Genomic DNA, 15,574 nt, shown 5'->3' on the forward strand with positions numbered 1-15,574 from the left:
ACGAAGGCACTCCAGGTAAATGAGCGGGAAGCCTGTCGCGTGCGCTCTGCCACCTGGTGCTACTTATTGCAGGGCAAAAAAAAGCCCTGCTGTTCAGCAGGGCCCTTTTTCACAACGATCAGCTGTACACACGCCCCAGCAGCTGGCGATGGCTCTCGAACTGGTCGAGTACATCACGCACGATCTGCTCCGGCGCGAAGCCCATCAGGTCGTACTCCTGGCTGCCATCGTGCAGGTACACCTCGGCGCGGTAGAAGCGCTGTTGCACTTCCGGCTCGCCCTCGACCGGCGCCTCGCTCGGCGCGGCCAGGTAGCCGTCCAGGCTCACTTCGTAGACGAAGGGGTTGCCCTCTTCCATCATCACCCGCAGGCCCATCATGTTGCGCGACTGGCCCACACGGGTTTCCACCTCGAAGCCCAGGGTGCGCAGCTGCTCGGCCGCTTCTTTCAGGGCCGGGCTGACCTGCTTGTCCATGAAGCGCTGCACCACGGCTTGGGTCGGCTGCAGTTCCAGCTGGGTCAGGCGCTCGCTGAAGCCGCGGCGGCCACGGGCGGCCAGTTCGGCACGCTCCTGCTCCACCGCAACGTCCTGCTTCATGGCTTTGTACAAGCCGAACATGAACAGCACCAGCACCACCGAGAACGGCAGGCCAGCCAGCACCACCATGGTCTGCATGGCTTCGAAGTTGCCGGCGAACAGCAGGCCAATGGTGACCAGGGTGATGATCACCGACCAGAACACCACCATCCAGTGCGGGGCGTCTTCGTCCACCTTGCCGCCTTTGCACGACAGGTTGGCCATCATCACCGCGCCGGAGTCGGCTGGGGTGAGGAACAGCACGAAGCCGACGAACACCGCCACACCGATCACGATCTTGGCGGCCGGGAAGTATTCCAGCAGCTGGTAGATCGACATCGACGGCTGCTCAAGGGCCGTCTTGCCCAGCTCCACGGCGCCCTGGTTGATCACCAGGTCCAGCGCGGTGTTGCCGAAGATCGACAGCCAGGCCAGGGTGAAGCCCAGCGGGATCAGCAACACGCCCATGACCAGCTGGCGCACGGTACGGCCCTTGGAGATACGAGCAATGAACATGCCGACAAACGGGCCCCAGGAAATCCACCAGGCCCAGTAGAACACGGTCCACAGGCCCAACCAGCGCTCGGACTTGCCCGCCTCGCCTTCGTAGACGTACAGGTCGAAGGTCTTCAGCACGATACCATTGAGGTAGTCGCCAACGTTCTGCACGAAGCCATTGAGCAGGTGCAGGGTCTCGCCGCCCAGCAGCACGAAAATCAGCAGGCCGCTGAACAGGATGATGTTCAGGTTGGACAGACGGCGGATGCCGTTTTCCACGCCCGACACTGCGGCCACGGTGGCAACGCCGGCCATGACCAGGATGACCACCAGCAGGTTGGTCTTGCTGTGGTCCATGCCGAACAGGTACTCAAGGCCCGAAGACACCTGCATCGAGCCGATCCCAAGGTTGGTGACCAAGCCCAGCAGGGTGACGAACATGCCGAAGATGTCCACGGCATTGCCGGCAGCGCCCTTGACCCAACGCTCACCCACCAGCGGATACAGCGCCGAGCGCAGTGCCAGCGGCTGGTTGTGGCGGTAGGCGAAGTAACCCACGGCCAGACCGACCAGGGCGTAGATCGCCCAGCCGTGCAGGCCCCAGTGCAAGAAGGTCAGCTGCAGGCCCTGGCGCGCGGCTTCGAGGCTGGCAGGCGTGCCTTCCGGTGGGTTGAAATAGTGGTCCAGCGGCTCGGACGCGCCGAAGTACAGCAGCGAAATACCGATACCGGACGAGAACAGCATGCCGGCCCAGGCGCCGTAGCTGAAGTCGGGCTGGTCATCTTTGCCACCCAGCTTGAGCTTGCCGTAGTCGGAGAAGGCCAGGTAAACGACGAACACCAGGTATCCGCAGATCACCAGCATGTAGTACCAGCCGAAGGTGCGCGTCAGCCACTTCTGGGCCACGCCCAGCACTTGGCCTGCGGTTTCGGGTACAGCGATAAGCAAGGCAGTCAACGCAAGGATCAGCAACGCCGAGGTGTAGAACACGACGCTATTGACCCGGACCCTCTCGGCGGGGGGTTTGGTAAGGGAGGCAGAACTCATTGCACGAATGCTCCGGGCAGTACGGCTGTGGAGGCTAATCAGTCTTTTCCCGAGCAATTGGTGGAATACCCCCACTGCGTCAGGTGTTATAAAAGCACCCTGGAAACCGTGATCCCGAATCGATACGTTGCAAAAAAACAGACAGGTGGTCTGCAAAAAATGCCGCATCCAACACCGTGGTGCGCGCATTCGTCACAGAGCACCCCGCCCGCTCCAAGGGCCTGCCGCAGGTCGATGACCGTTCGGCAGAATCTGCATTTCGCATCGCACATGCCCGTCAACGCCTTGTATTCCGGGGGTTACGCGATTTCCTGGGGTGTCAATCCGTGCGCTCGAAACAGCCTGAAAAACTGTCAATGGCACAAATTGTCGCAGAGCTTATTCTTTATTGATTGAACGTTCAATCAAAACAAAATAGACTGGCCTTCGCCGAGTCAGCCGCTTGTCGTCTGCTTGTCAGGCCTGAGGAGAATGCAAGATGCCCAAGGTCGGTATGCAACCCATCCGCCGCCAGCAATTGATCGAAGCCACCCTGCTAGCGGTCGATCAGGTGGGGCTGGGAGATGCCAGCATTGCGCTCATTGCCCGTTTGGCCGGCGTGTCGAACGGCATCATCAGTCACTACTTTCGGGACAAGAACGGCCTGATTGCAGCGACGATGGGTTACATCATGAACATGCTCAACGAAGGCGTTGCAGCACGGCGCCAGGCACTGACGGACGACAGCCCGCGTGCCCACCTGAAAGTGATCATCGAGGGCAACTTCGATGCCAGCCAGGTGAACGGCCCGGCAATGAAAACCTGGTTGGCCTTCTGGGCGTCCAGCATGCACCAGCCCGATTTGCACAGGTTGCAGCGGATCAACGATCACCGCTTGTACTCCAACCTATGCTGTCAGTTCCGCCGCGTCCTGCCGCTTTACCATGCGCGCAAGGCAGCCCGCGGGCTGGCGGCCCTGATCGACGGCCTATGGCTGCGTGGCGCGTTGTCGGGAGATGCTTTCGACACCGACCAGGCGATACGAATCGCTTACGAATACATGGATCTACAACTGGCTAAACAGCAGTCCCTGGGCACAACCGACCAGGCTTCTGAACCACCGCGCACGGCCGTTGCCAACCCGGCAGGAGCGTGACGCGCTAGCCAACCACACACTGCACTTGCGAGGACACTATGGCCCGTTTCGGAACGCAAAAACTCTACATTGATGGTGGTTATGTCGACGCTGGCAGCGATGCCACCTTCGAGGCCATCAACCCGGCCAACGGCGAAGTCCTCGCGCACGTGCAACGTGCCACTCAGGCCGACGTCGAAAAAGCCGTCGAAAGCGCCGAGCGTGGCCAGAAAGTCTGGGCTGCGATGACCGCCATGCAGCGTTCGCGCATCCTGCGCCGCGCCGTCGACATCCTGCGCGAGCGCAACGATGAACTGGCTCAGCTGGAAACCCTGGACACCGGCAAGTCGTACTCCGAAACCCGCTACGTCGACATCGTCACCGGCGCCGACGTGCTGGAGTACTACGCAGGCCTGGTGCCGGCCATCGAAGGCGAGCAGATCCCGCTGCGTGAAAGCTCCTTCGTCTACACCCGTCGCGAGCCGCTGGGCGTGACCGTCGGTATCGGCGCGTGGAACTACCCGATCCAGATCGCCCTGTGGAAATCCGCCCCAGCCCTGGCCGCTGGCAACGCGATGATCTTCAAGCCGTCGGAAGTCACCTCGCTGACCACCCTGAAACTGGCCGAGATCTACACCGAAGCCGGCCTGCCTGATGGCGTGTTCAACGTGCTGACCGGCAGCGGCCGCGAAGTCGGTACCTGGCTGACCGAGCACCCGCGCATCGAAAAAGTCTCCTTCACCGGCGGCACCACCACCGGCAAGAAAGTCATGGCCAGCGCCTCGAGCTCCTCGCTCAAGGAAGTGACCATGGAACTGGGCGGCAAGTCGCCACTGATCATCTGCGCCGACGCCGACCTGGACAAGGCCGCCGACATCGCGATGATGGCCAACTTCTACAGCTCCGGCCAGGTGTGCACCAACGGCACCCGCGTGTTCATCCCTGCCGAGCTGAAAGCCGCCTTCGAAGCCAAGATCGCCGAGCGCGTTGCCCGCATCCGTGCCGGCAACCCGGAAGACGAAAACACCAACTTCGGCCCACTGGTCAGCTTCCAGCACATGGAAAGCGTGCTGGGTTACATCGCCAAGGGTAAAGCAGAAGGTGCCCGCGTACTGTGCGGTGGCGAGCGTCTGACCGAAGGTGACTTCGCCAAGGGTGCCTTCGTGGCCCCGACCGTGTTCACCGACTGCACCGACGACATGACCATCGTCAAGGAAGAAATCTTCGGCCCGGTGATGAGCATCCTCAGCTACGAGACCGAAGAAGAAGTCATCCGCCGCGCCAACGACACCGAATACGGCCTGGCCGCGGGCGTGTGCACCAACGACATCACCCGTGCCCACCGCATCATCCACAAGCTTGAAGCCGGCATCTGCTGGATCAACGCCTGGGGTGAATCGCCGGCCGAAATGCCGGTCGGTGGCTACAAGCAGTCGGGCGTTGGCCGTGAAAACGGTATCAGCTCGCTGGCTCAATACACGCGCATCAAGTCGGTCCAGGTCGAGCTGGGCGGCTACACCTCGGTTTTCTAAACCGCGTGTAGTCACGCCCGTGCCAGCGCGCACGGGCGTTCCCGCTCCCTGATCACCGCCAAACGAGGGTACTTAAATGTCCCAAGAATTCGATTACATCATCGTCGGCGCAGGTTCCGCCGGTAACACCCTGGCCACTCGCCTGACCGAAGACGCCAGCGTCACCGTACTGCTGCTGGAAGCCGGTGGCCCCGACTACCGCTTCGACTTCCGCACCCAGATGCCAGCCGCCCTGGCCTTCCCGCTGCAGGGCCGCCGCTACAACTGGGCCTACGAGACCGACCCAGAGCCGCACATGGACGGCCGCCGCATGGAATGTGGCCGCGGCAAGGGCCTGGGTGGCTCTTCGCTGATCAACGGCATGTGCTACATCCGCGGTAACGCCATGGACTTCGACGGCTGGGCAGAACTGCCAGGCCTGGAAGACTGGACCTACCTGGACTGCCTGCCGTACTTCCGCAAAGCAGAAACCCGCGACATCGGCCCTAACGACTACCACGGTGGCGAAGGCCCGGTCAGCGTCGCCACGCCCAAGGCTGGCAACAACCCGCTGTTCCACGCCATGGTCGAGGCCGGCGTGCAAGCCGGTTACCCGCGCACCGAAGACCTCAACGGCTACCAGCAGGAAGGTTTCGGCCCGATGGACCGTTCGGTGACCAAGAACGGCCGCCGTTCCAGCACCGCGCGCGGCTACCTGGACCAGGCCAAGAAGCGCCCGAACCTGACCATCGTCACCCATGCCCTGAGCGACCGCGTGCTGTTCGACGGCAAGCGTGCCGTGGGCGTGACCTACCTGGTCGGCGACAGCGAAGAGCGCGTCGAAGCCCGTGCCCGCAAGGAAGTCATCGTCAGCTCCGGCGCCATCGCTTCGCCGCAACTGCTGCAGCGCTCCGGCGTCGGCCCGCGCGCCCTGCTGGAAAGCCTCGACATCCCGGTCGTGCATGACCTGCCGGGCGTTGGCGAAAACCTGCAGGACCACCTCGAGCTGTACCTGCAGTACGCGTGCACCCAGCCGGTGTCGCTGTACCCGTCGTTGCTGTGGTGGAACCAACCAGCCATCGGCGCCGAGTGGCTGTTCAATGGCACCGGCATCGGCGCCAGCAACCAGTTCGAGGCCGGTGGTTTCATCCGCACCCGCCCTGAATTCAAGTGGCCGAACATCCAGTACCACTTCCTGCCAGTCGCGATTAACTACAACGGCTCCAATGGCGTGAAGGAGCATGGCTTCCAGGCGCACATGGGTTCGATGCGTTCGCCAAGCCGTGGGCGCATCCAGGCCAAGTCGAAAGACCCACGCCAGCACCCGAGCATCCTGTTCAACTACATGGCCACCGAGCAGGACTGGCAAGAATTCCGCGACGGCATCCGCCTGACCCGCGAAATCATGGCCCAGCCGGCGCTGGACCCGTACCGTGGTCGCGAGATCAGCCCGGGTGCGCACGTGCAGACGGACGAAGAGCTGGACAAGTTCATCCGCGAGCACGCCGAAACCGCCTTCCACCCGTCCTGCTCGTGCAAGATGGGCACCGACGACATGGCGGTGGTCGATGGTGAAGGCCGCGTGCATGGCATGCAGGGCCTGCGTGTGGTGGATGCGTCGATCATGCCGATCATCATCACCGGCAACCTCAACGCCACCACGATCATGATCGCCGAGAAAATCGCGGACAAGATCCGCAACCGCAAGCCACTGCCGCGCAGCACCGCCAAGTACTACGTGGCCAACGGTGCGCCAGTCAAAGGCAAGCCGATGCGTGAAGTGAAGCAAGGCTGATTGCCCTGAGGGCCGCTTTGCGGCCCATTCGCAGCACAAGGCTGCTCCTACCGGGGAACGCGCTCCCTTGTAGGAGCAGCCTTGCGCTGCGAAGAGGCCCACCCAGGCAACACAAAAGAAGGCACCCCTCGCGGTGCCTTTTTTTCATCTGCAGAAACGCTTTACATGCTGCCAATTCATCAGGTTAGAATCAGTTGGCACGCGACTTGCCAGTCAAGCCCCCTTCCCGCGATATCCCGGAGTACCTGCCTTTGGATGCCAGCACCATCAACAGCCTGTTTCTGATCGGCGCATTGCTGGTGGGTGCAAGTATCCTGGTCAGTTCGCTGTCCTCTCGCCTGGGCATCCCTATTCTGGTCATCATTCTCGCCGTCGGCATGGTCGCCGGCGTGGACGGTGGCGGCATCATCTTCAACAACTACCCGACCGCCTACCTGGTGGGCAACCTGGCACTGGCGGTGATCCTCCTCGACGGCGGCCTGCGCACCCGCGTGGCCAGCTTCCGCGTGGCGTTGTGGCCGGCGTTGTCGCTGGCCACGGTCGGGGTGATGATCACCACCGCCCTCACCGGCCTGGTCGCGGCGTGGCTGTTCAATTTGAGCCTGATCCAGGGCCTGCTGATCGGCGCCATCGTCGGCTCCACCGACGCCGCGGCGGTGTTCTCGCTGCTGGGCGGCAAGGGCCTGAACGAGCGGGTCACGGCTACGCTTGAGATCGAGTCGGGCAGCAACGACCCGATGGCAGTGTTCCTCACCGTCACCCTGATCGACATGATCGCCAGCGGCCAGACCGGCCTGCACTGGAGCCTGCTGACCCACCTGCTGCGCGAATTCGGCATCGGTGGCCTGCTGGGCCTGGGCGGCGGCTGGCTGATGCTGCAACTGGTCAACCGCATCAACCTGGCCGGTGGCCTGTACCCGATCCTGGTGGTGGCGGGCGGCCTGGTGGTGTTTTCGCTGACCAACGCCCTGCATGGCAGCGGCTTCCTCGCCGTGTACCTGTGCGGCCTGGTACTGGGCAACAAGCCGATTCGCAGCCGCCACGGCATCCTGCACATGCTCGACGGCATGGCCTGGCTGGCGCAGATCGGCATGTTCCTGGTGCTGGGCCTGTTGGTCACGCCGCATGACCTGCTGCCGATCGCCCTGCCGGCCCTGAGCCTGGCACTGTGGATGATCCTCATTGCACGCCCGCTGTCGGTGGTCGCCGCGCTGCTGCCGTTCAAGGCCTTCCATGGCCGCGAGAAGGGCTTTATTTCCTGGGTCGGCCTGCGCGGCGCGGTACCGATCATTCTGGCGGTGTTCCCGCTGATGGCCGGGCTGCCCGATGCGCAGCTGTTCTTCAACCTGGCGTTCTTCATCGTGCTGGTGTCGCTGCTGGTGCAGGGCACCAGCCTGCCGTGGATGGCCAAGCTGCTGAAGGTCACGGTACCGCCAGACCCAGCGCCGATCTCCCGCTCGGCGCTGGAAGTGCACATCACCAGCGAGTGGGAGCTGTTCGTCTACCGCCTGGGCGCCGAAAAATGGTGCATCGGCGCGGCCCTGCGCGAGCTGAAGATGCCCGAAGGCACACGGATTGCCGCACTGTTCCGGGGCGAACAACTGCTGCACCCGTCGGGCAGTACGGTACTTGAGGTGGGCGACATGCTCTGCGTGATCGGCCACGAACATAACCTGCCCGCGCTGGGCAAGCTGTTCAGCCAGGCGCCGCAACGCGGCCTGGACCTGCGTTTCTTCGGCGACTTCGTGCTCGAAGGCGATGCCGAACTCGGCGCCGTGGCCGCACTTTACGGCCTGAAACTCGACGGCCTGGACGCAAAAATGCCGCTGGCGCAGTTCATCCGACAGAAGGTCGGAGGCGCTCCAGTAGTAGGCGACCAGGTCGAATGGCATGGCACGATTTGGACCGTGGCGACCATGGACGGGAACAATGTCCAGAAAGTGGGCGTCAGATTCCCCGAAGGAACGCGACCCGGACCAGGATTGTTCCTCTAAACTCCGTTTCTGCCTGATCCACAATGTAGTCTGCCTATGTCCCTGCGCGTGTACCTTCGCACAGCCCTGTTCGGGCTGTGCTTGTCCCTCTCGTTCGCGGCCACCGCGAACGCCGCGGCCGAAGCGCCGACCACCGCCAGCATCCAGCACAGCCTCGACAAGATCGCCGAGCGCAAGCTGCCCGAGGCCGATCAGAAGGCCCTGCAGCAGGTGCTCGAACAAACCCTGAGCCTGCTGGCCACCAAGGAAGACAACGAGCGCAAGTTGGCCGCGCTGAAGCAACAGCTGGCCGGCGCACCGAAAGAAACCAGCGACAGCCAAAAAGAATTGGCCCGGCTCAAGGAAAGCAAGCCGCAGCCTGTCGCCCAGCGCTATGCCACCCTCTCGGTGCCCCAGCTGGAGCAACTGCTCAGCGAGCGCAGCACCCTGCAAGGCGAGCTGCAAAAGGCGCTGTCCGAAGCCAACAGCCTGATCATCAATTCCCAGACCCGCCCAGAGCGCGCCCAGGCCGAGATCAGCAACAGCCAGGCCCGCTCCCAGCAAATCAACAATGCCCTCAAATCTGGCAAGGACAACGGCAAGGCGCTCAACGCCGACCAGCGCAACCAGCTCAGTGCCGAGCTCGCTTCGCTCAACGCGCTAACCCTACTGCGCCGCCAGGAGCTGGCCGGCAACAGCCTGTTGCAAGACCTTGGCAATGCCCGCCACGACTTGCTGATCGAGCGCGCCGCACGCCTTGAGCAGGAAATCCAGGACCTGCAGACGCTGATCAACGACAAGCGCCTGGCCCAATCCCAGGAAGCGGTCACCCAGCAGTCGATCGAAGCCCAGAAGGCCGGTGGCAGCAGCCTGTTGGCCACTGAAAGCACGATCAACCTCAAGCTGTCCGATTACCTGCTGAAAAGCACCGACCGCCTCAACGAGCTGACCCAGCAGAACCTGCGCACCAAACAGCAGCTCGACAGCCTGACCCAGGCCGACCAGGCCCTGGACGAGCAGATCAACGTGCTCAAGGGCAGCCTGCTGCTGTCCAAGATCCTCTACAAGCAGAAGCAGACCCTGCCGCACCTGAAGGTCGACCGCGACCTCGCCGACCAGATCGCCGACACCCGCCTTTACCAGTTCGAAATCAACCAGCAGCGCGAGCAGATGAGCAGCCCGGTCACCTACGTCGACAAGCTGCTGGCCAACCAGCCGCCGGAAGACGTCACGCCGCAACTGCGCAAGGCCCTGCTGGAAGTGGCGATCACCCGCACCGACCTGCTGGAGCGCCTGAACCGCGAACTGTCGGCGCTGCTCAACGAATCGATCACCTTGCAGCTCAACCAAAAGCAGTTGCTGGGCACGGCCCAAGGCCTGCGCACCACCCTCGACGAGCAGATGTTCTGGATCCCCAGCAACAAGCCGCTGGACTGGGACTGGCTGCGCTATGTGCCGGAGCGCTTTGCCAGCCAGGTCGCCGATCTGCCCTGGGGTTCTGGCCTCAAGGAGCTGGCCGATGGTTTGAGCCAGCGCCCGCTGCTGTTCCTGCCGCTGCTACTGGTGATTGGCGCCCTGCTGTGGCGGCGCAAATACCTCTACCTGCGCTTGAGCAAGGTCCACCAGGACATCGGCCACTTCCGCCGTGACAGCCAGTGGCACACGCCCCAAGCCATCCTGATCAACATTCTGTTGGCGATGCCAGTAAGCCTGGGCCTGGCCCTATGCAGCTATGCCCTGCAGATCGACGCCCGCGGGCAAAACGCCAACCTCGGCGCGGCGCTGTGGCAGTTGGCCCAAGCCTGGCTGGTGTTCTACACCGCCTACCGCATCCTCGCCCCTGGCGGCGTGGCAGAAGTGCACTTCCGTTGGCACAAGCCGCAGGTCGAATTCCTCCGGGGCTGGGTGCGCAGGCTGGGCACCGTGGTGCTGGCACTGGTCGGCGTGGTGGCGGTTGCCGAGCACCAGCCTTCGGCACTGGCCGATGATGTACTCGGCATCGGCGTGGTGCTGACCTGCTACGCGCTGATGGCCTGGCTGCTCAGCCGCCTGCTGCTGAGCAGCCCGGCGCACCGCGACACGTCGCTGTTCCGCAAGGCCGTCGGCGTGGCGTTCACCGCCCTGCCGATCGCCTTGTTCGTCGCAGTGTGCTTCGGCTACTACTACACCGCGCTGAAGCTGACCGACCGGCTGATCTACACCCTGTACCTGCTGCTGTTCTGGCTGGTGATCGAAGCGGCGTTCGTGCGAGGCCTGTCGGTGGCCGCACGGCGCCTGGCCTACCAGCGCGCCCTGAGCAAACGCGCAGCGGCCAAAGAAGGGCTGGATGGCGAAGTCATCACCGAAGAGCCGACGCTGGACATCGAGCAGGTCAACCAACAGTCGCTGCGCCTGATCCGCCTGGCCTTGCTGGGTGGTTTCATTGCCGGCCTGTACTGGGTGTGGTCGGACCTGATCTCGGTGTTCGCCTACCTCAACAACTTCACCCTGTACGAATACACCAGTGGCACCGGCACTGCCGCCAGCATGGTGCCCATCAGCCTGGGCGACCTGCTCGGCGCGCTGGTGATCGTCGGCATCACCTTCGCCCTGGCCGGCAACTTACCGGGCTTGCTCGAGGTACTGGTGCTGTCACGCCTGAACCTGGCCCAGGGCAGCGCCTACGCCACCACCACGCTGCTGTCGTACACCATCGTCGGTATCGGCATCGTCAGTACCCTGTCGACCCTCGGCGTGAGCTGGGACAAGCTGCAGTGGCTGGTAGCGGCCTTGTCGGTTGGCCTGGGCTTCGGTATGCAGGAGATTTTCGCCAACTTCATCTCCGGCATCATGATCCTGTTCGAGCGCCCGGTGCGCATCGGCGACACCATCACCATTGGCAACCTGTCCGGCACGGTGAGCAAAATCCGTATCCGCGCCACCACCATCACCGACTTCGACCGCAAGGACATCATCGTCCCCAACAAGACCTTCATCACCGGACAGTTGATCAACTGGTCGCTGACTGACACGGTCACCCGGGTGACCTTGAAGCTGGGCATCGACTACGGCTCCGACCTCGACCTGGTGCGCGACCTGCTGCTCAAGGGTGCCCATGAGAACCCGCGGGTGCTCAAGGACCCGGAGCCGATCGTGTACTTCCTCAACTTCGGCGAAAGCTCGCTGGACCATGAACTGCGCATGCACGTGCGTGACCTGGGCGACCGTAACCCGACGCTGGACGAGATCAACCGCTACATCAACCGCGAGTTCAAGGCGCATAACATCAAGATCTCGGTACGCCAAGTCGAGGTGTTCCTGATGGATCAGAAGGGTGGCAAGCAGCAGTTGATTCCGCTGGAGCAGCCGAAATCGGATGGCACTGAAGCGGTATAAAGGGGCTCGAATACCGTATTCTGTTCTGAATCCTTGCGAGGGCTGCGCCCTCGATCGCAGGCAAGCCAGCTCCTACAGGGGCTGCGCCAGCCCCAAGCTCAGCGCTGATCCGGTAGGAGCTGGCTTGCCTGCGATGGGCCGCGAAGCGGCCCCCTTGGCACCGATTTCCAGGAGCAACCCGTGAAAGCCCTCGACCAACTCAGCTTCGACAACCGCTTCGCCCGCCTGGGCGATGCGTTTTCCACCCAGGTCCTGCCCGAACCCATCGCAGACCCGCGCCTGGTGGTGGCAAGCGAGTCGGCCATGGCCCTGCTCGACCTCGACCCCGCGCAAGCCGACTTGCCGGTGTTCGCCGAGTTGTTCAGCGGCCACAAGCTCTGGGAAGAAGCCGACCCACGCGCGATGGTCTACTCCGGCCACCAGTTCGGCTCGTACAACCCGCGCCTGGGCGACGGCCGTGGCTTGTTGCTGGCCGAAGTGCTGAACGATGCGGGCGAACATTGGGACCTGCACCTAAAAGGCGCTGGCCAGACCCCGTATTCGCGCATGGGCGACGGCCGCGCCGTGCTGCGCTCGTCGATCCGCGAGTTTCTCGCCTCTGAAGCCCTGCACGCCCTCGGCATCCCGACCAGCCGGGCGTTGTGCGTGATCGGTTCGAGCACCGCGGTTTGGCGTGAAAGTCGCGAAAGCGCGGCCATGCTCACACGCCTGGCACAGAGCCATGTGCGCTTCGGCCATTTCGAGTACTTCTACTACACCCGCCAGCCCGAGCAACAACGCGTGCTGATCGACCATGTGCTGGAGCAGCACTACCCCGAATGCCGCGAGGCCGAACAGCCCTACCTGGCCATGTTCCGCACGATCGTCGAGCGCAACGCCGAGCTGATTGCCCGCTGGCAAGCCTATGGTTTCTGCCACGGGGTGATGAACACCGACAACATGTCGATCCTCGGCATCACCTTCGATTTCGGCCCCTTTGCCTTCCTCGACGACTTCGACGCCAATTTCATTTGTAACCACTCCGACGACCGTGGCCGCTACAGCTACAGCAATCAAGTGCCTATCGCCCACTGGAACCTCAGTGCGCTGGCCCAGGCACTGACCACGGTGATCGAGGTGGAACCGCTCAAAGAGGCGCTCGGGCTGTTCTTGCCGTTGTACCAGGCGCATTACCTGGACCTCATGCGCCGGCGCCTGGGCCTGACGACCGCCGAGGATGAAGACCTCGCCCTGGTCGAGCGTCTGCTGCAATGCATGCAAAAGGGCGGCGTGGACTACACCCTGTTCTTCCGCAAACTGGGTGAACAGCCGGTCGCCGAAGCGCTGAAGGTCGTCCGCGACGACTTCATCGACCTGCTGGCTTTCGACGCCTGGGGCGCGGACTACCTTGCCCGCTGCGCGCGTGAGGCCGGCAACGGCGAAGGGCGGCGTCAACGCATGCATGCGGTGAACCCGCTGTACGTGCTGCGCAACTACCTGGCGCAGAAGGCCATCGAAGCGGCCGAGGCCGGGGATTACAGTGAAGTGCGCCGGCTGCACCAGGTGCTGAGCCGGCCGTTCGAGGAGCAGGCCGGGATGCAGCCATACGCCCAGCGCCCGCCGGAGTGGGGCAAGCACCTGGAAATCAGCTGTTCATCGTGATGCCTGGAAGGTGCTTGCCTTGAGGCTTTCTGTGCCTGTAAGACCGAGCGCCGCGCGGGCGGCGCTCGGTCTCTGCCCCACCACAACGCCCACGCCCTACCCTTGAACCCCTAAGCGTTTTCTTCCAACAACGAATGCAACGCCACAAACTGCTGGGTCAGCTTGTGCCGTGGTTCCAAGTGAATCAGCGGCAAGCTGGCGTGGTGCGACTCGCGCATCTTCACCGAACTGCCCAGGTAAACCGGTAGCACCGGCAGGCCTTCGGCCAGCAGTTCGTCGAGCATCTGCTGGGGCAGGCTGGCGCGGGACTGGAACTGGTTGACCACGATACCCTCGACCAGCAGGTCCTCATTATGGTCGTCTTTGAGCTCTTCGATTTCCGCCAGCAGGCCGTATAGGGCCTGGCGCGAGAAGCTGTCGCAATCGAAGGGGATGAGCACGCGATCGGCTGCGATAAGCGCAGAAACCGCATAAAAATTCAGCGCCGGCGGCGTGTCGATGTAGATCCGCTCGTAATCCTCGTCCAACTCGTCGAGCAACTTACGCAGCTTGTTGATCTTGTGCTTGGCCTCAAGCTTGGGCTGCAGGTCAGCCAGCTCGGCGGTGGCCGTCACCACGTGCAGGTTGTCGAACGGCGTTTCGTAGATATCGACCTTGTTCTTCTTGCTGAAAGGCCCGCTGGACAGGCTTTGCTTGAAGAAATCGGCGATCCCCATGGGGATATCTTCACCCGTCAGGCCGGTGAGGTACTGAGTCGAGTTTGCCTGGGCATCCAGGTCGATCAACAAGGTCCGGTAACCTTCGCTGGCACTGACCGCCGCCAGGTTACAAGCGATGCTCGACTTGCCCACGCCACCTTTCTGATTGAACACCACGCGCCGCATGAGAGACCTCCGTGTATCAACGAATGCCCGAGTATGTGGTGGCTCGCCAGCTAAGGCCAGCGGCAATTGTCGGGTGATGATGGCGAACTGATCGCGATGCCCGGGCGCCACTACGAAGGCTTCGTGACCTGCCCGGTCAACAGCTCGGCAAACGCCTTGGCCATCGCTGAGCTGCCGTGTTCGCGCTGCACCAGCCACACCGCGGTCATCGCGCCTTCATCCAACAAGGTGCGGTACACCACACCCTCGATGCGCATGCGCTGGAACGAGGCCGGCAATACCGAAACCCCCAGCCCCGCAGACACCAGGCCGATGATGGTCATCGCCTCCCCCGCCTCCTGGGCAAAATGCGGGCTGAACCCGGCGTGCCGCGCCAGGCTGAGCAATTGCGCATGCAGCCCGCTGCCATAGCTGCGCGGAAAGAACACGAACGGCTCATGCGCCAGGGAGGCCATGTGCACCCCCTGCTCGGTGCCCACGGCCAAGGGGTGCGAGGCATTGATCACGGCCACCAGCGGCTCGCGAAACAGCTCGGTCGCCACCAGCCCCTCCGGCAATGGCATGGGCCGCATCAGCCCCACCTCGATGGACTCGTCAAACACCGCTTCAGCCACATCACGGCTGCTCAACTCCTTGAGGTTCAGGTGCACGGCCGGGAAGCGCTGACGAAAGGCATGGATTGCCTTGGGGATTTTCGAGGTAAATGGCGCCGACGAGGTAAAGCCGATCTTCATCTCGCCGAGCTCGCCAAGTTGCGCCCTGCGCGCCACATCGGCTGCCTTCTCCACCTGTGCCAACACCTGGCGTGCTTCTTCCAAGAACAACCGCCCCGCCTCGCTCAATTCGACCCGACGATTGGTACGGTCGAACAAACGGGCACCCAGCTCCTGCTCCAGCGCCTGGATTTGCTGGCTCAAGGGGGGCTGCGAAATGCCCAACTGCTGGGCCGCGCGGCCAAAGTGCAGCTCTTCTGCCACAGCAATGAAGTAACGCAGATGGCGCAGTTCCATGATCGGCTCCAAACAAGTCGCTAAACGTCTTAAATAGGTCGAACAATATATTGGATCTAATCATTAGCCAGCTATATGCTTTTTTCATTGCGCCAGAGGTACCCGCCCGTGAAAACTGCTGTAGCTCCCCTTCCCGTCGACCCAGAACC

Annotated in this window: 9 protein-coding genes; 6 read left to right on the top strand and 3 right to left on the bottom strand. The window is 62.9% G+C overall.

What is annotated here, in order from left to right:
* Window positions 1–118: 118 nt before the first annotated feature.
* Window positions 119–2,122, bottom strand: coding sequence for a BCCT family transporter (locus tag ACMCNM_RS26065; protein ID WP_027592373.1), 2,004 nt, complete (start codon window positions 2,120–2,122; stop codon window positions 119–121).
* Between the two features lie 478 nt (window positions 2,123–2,600).
* On the opposite strand from ACMCNM_RS26065, the gene betI reads away from it, so the two are divergent.
* The 6 genes from betI to selO all read left to right on the top strand — a co-directional run bounded on the left by betI (window position 2,601) and on the right by selO (window position 13,531).
* Window positions 2,601–3,257, top strand: a complete 657-nt coding sequence (gene betI / locus ACMCNM_RS26070; RefSeq protein ID WP_027592372.1) for a transcriptional regulator BetI — start codon at window positions 2,601–2,603, stop codon at window positions 3,255–3,257.
* Between the two features lie 38 nt (window positions 3,258–3,295).
* On the top strand, window positions 3,296–4,768 hold the full coding sequence (gene betB / locus ACMCNM_RS26075; protein ID WP_099455585.1) for a betaine-aldehyde dehydrogenase: 1,473 nt from the start codon (window positions 3,296–3,298) through the stop codon (window positions 4,766–4,768).
* 76 nt (window positions 4,769–4,844) lie between these two features.
* Complete coding sequence (betA, locus tag ACMCNM_RS26080) at window positions 4,845–6,542, top strand: choline dehydrogenase (RefSeq protein WP_186677138.1); 1,698 nt, start codon at window positions 4,845–4,847, stop codon at window positions 6,540–6,542.
* A gap of 251 nt (window positions 6,543–6,793) precedes the next feature.
* Window positions 6,794–8,536 (top strand): potassium/proton antiporter, encoded by a 1,743-nt coding sequence (locus ACMCNM_RS26085; RefSeq protein WP_412765965.1) that lies wholly within the window; start codon window positions 6,794–6,796, stop codon window positions 8,534–8,536.
* A 36-nt stretch (window positions 8,537–8,572) separates the two neighbouring features.
* Window positions 8,573–11,890 carry a mechanosensitive channel MscK gene (gene mscK / locus ACMCNM_RS26090; protein ID WP_186677130.1) on the top strand — a complete coding sequence of 1,106 codons (3,318 nt, stop codon included), beginning with the start codon at window positions 8,573–8,575 and terminating at the stop codon, window positions 11,888–11,890.
* Between the two features lie 180 nt (window positions 11,891–12,070).
* Entirely contained in the window at window positions 12,071–13,531 is a 1,461-nt protein-coding gene (selO, locus tag ACMCNM_RS26095; protein ID WP_412765675.1) for a protein adenylyltransferase SelO, read from the top strand.
* Between the two features lie 110 nt (window positions 13,532–13,641).
* Here the strand turns inward: selO and ACMCNM_RS26100 are convergent, their stop codons facing one another.
* Window positions 13,642–14,415, bottom strand: coding sequence for a ParA family protein (locus ACMCNM_RS26100; RefSeq protein ID WP_027592366.1), 774 nt, complete (start codon window positions 14,413–14,415; stop codon window positions 13,642–13,644).
* A gap of 110 nt (window positions 14,416–14,525) precedes the next feature.
* On the bottom strand, window positions 14,526–15,425 hold the full coding sequence (locus tag ACMCNM_RS26105) for a LysR family transcriptional regulator (protein WP_027592365.1): 900 nt from the start codon (window positions 15,423–15,425) through the stop codon (window positions 14,526–14,528).
* Between the last annotated feature and the right edge of the window lie 149 nt (window positions 15,426–15,574).

The sequence above is a fragment of the Pseudomonas sp. NGC7 genome (assembly GCF_047159675.1).
GTDB classification, from domain to species: domain Bacteria; phylum Pseudomonadota; class Gammaproteobacteria; order Pseudomonadales; family Pseudomonadaceae; genus Aquipseudomonas; species Aquipseudomonas kermanshahensis.

Bases quoted from the DNA above. Each gene is read 5' to 3' on its own strand.
- betA (WP_186677138.1), top strand. From the start codon at position 4,845: ATGTCCCAAGAATTCGATTACATCATCGTCGGCGCAGGTTCCGCCGGT.
- ACMCNM_RS26065 (WP_027592373.1), bottom strand. From the start codon at position 2,122: ATGAGTTCTGCCTCCCTTACCAAACCCCCCGCCGAGAGGGTCCGGGTC.
- betI (WP_027592372.1), top strand. From the start codon at position 2,601: ATGCCCAAGGTCGGTATGCAACCCATCCGCCGCCAGCAATTGATCGAA.
- ACMCNM_RS26100 (WP_027592366.1), bottom strand. From the start codon at position 14,415: ATGCGGCGCGTGGTGTTCAATCAGAAAGGTGGCGTGGGCAAGTCGAGC.
- ACMCNM_RS26105 (WP_027592365.1), bottom strand. From the start codon at position 15,425: ATGGAACTGCGCCATCTGCGTTACTTCATTGCTGTGGCAGAAGAGCTG.
- betB (WP_099455585.1), top strand. From the start codon at position 3,296: ATGGCCCGTTTCGGAACGCAAAAACTCTACATTGATGGTGGTTATGTC.
- mscK (WP_186677130.1), top strand. From the start codon at position 8,573: ATGTCCCTGCGCGTGTACCTTCGCACAGCCCTGTTCGGGCTGTGCTTG.